This is a genomic window from Bacteroides sp. CAG:633, from assembly GCF_000435115.1.
Classification (GTDB): domain Bacteria; phylum Bacteroidota; class Bacteroidia; order Bacteroidales; family Bacteroidaceae; genus Bacteroides; species Bacteroides ndongoniae.
This window is the reverse complement of record NZ_FR883147.1, coordinates 71,512-72,714: the sequence shown is the minus strand read 5'-3', so window position 1 is coordinate 72,714 and position 1,203 is coordinate 71,512. Positions and strand designations below refer to the sequence as shown.

Genomic DNA, 1,203 nt, shown 5'->3' with positions numbered 1-1,203 from the left:
CGTGGATGGCCCGGCCGCATCCGTAAAGTCTGGGCCGGCGGCGGTCCTTACGACCTGGAGACCCTGTTGCAGGCTTTCCTCAACGACGATGGCATGCCCGATACCTATCCGCGCAGCGGCTATCTGCCTTATCTGATTCGGGGCATGGCTTACGGCGAAGGACTGACCGTGAGCGACGAGAATCTGTATGCTCCGGCAGTCATCGAAGAGGGACTGAACAAACTGTTTTCTACCCGTCCGCTTTCCGAGTGGCACGCGGCTTTGGGCACGGACATCACCCGGGTGCTGCATCCCGACTTCTTTGCCGCTCCCGATTTCAACGGCAATGCCGATGTGCTGGCCATCGTGTCGGCACTTCGCAAGAACTCGCTGGTCAACGCTTCCACTGCGCCACAGGCCACGGTCAGCCTTTACCATTCGCCTCAGGACGACTTTGTGCCCTACAGCAACGTTGTCAGTGCCCACGCCCTTTGGACGAACTCTACGCTGACCGACCTCAGCATGCCCGGCCATGTGATGGGCGGTATGGAGTTCATGTTGCGCTATATGGGACTGTGGGAGATTGTGGGTCCGATGCTGGGCGTTCAATGACCGGCGGAGAGGGCGGAAATACGACTGTGCAATATTTCTTATGCCCGTCTCTGTGACATTCCGTTCCATTTTGTATATTTGCCCGTGAAAACAAAATCAAGACCATCTTGAACCATTAACTTATTAACGCGAATAAAGAATCGAAGAGAGTTGAAAGGAGTAGATTTATGAAAGCTATCCGTTACGTATTTTGTCTGTGTGCGGCCCTGGTGTTTTCCGTATTCGAAGGTGTGGCCGCCGATGAGGATTTCAAGACATTTCTCCAGAAGTTCACGTCCAGTGCTTCTTTCCAGTATTCACGTGTCAAGTTTCCGTTGAAATCGCCCATTTCTTTACTGAAAGATGATGGCGAGACGGAGCAGACTTTCCCCTTCACCCGTGAAAAATGGCCGTTGCTCGATGCCGAGTCGCTGAAGGAAGTACGGGTGGAAGAGGAAGAAGGCGGTGTCTACATTTCGCGTTATTCGGTCAACGAACCGGCACATAAGGAGTTTGAGGCCGGTTACGAGGAGTCGGAACCTTCGCTGCGACTGGTATTCGAGTTGCAGGGCGGCAAATGGTACGTGACCGATTGCTACAACGACTGGTACAATCCCGATCTTCCTGTCAGCG

General features: G+C 53.8%; 2 protein-coding genes. Both read left to right on the top strand.

What is annotated here, in order from left to right:
- Nucleotides 1-591: hypothetical protein (locus QVP67_RS14145; RefSeq protein WP_288180249.1), on the top strand; the 591-nt coding region annotated here is incomplete at its 5' end.
- Between the two features lie 167 nt (nucleotides 592-758).
- On the top strand, nucleotides 759-1,203 hold a 445-nt coding region (locus tag QVP67_RS14140; protein ID WP_288180248.1), incomplete at its 3' end, for a DUF4348 domain-containing protein.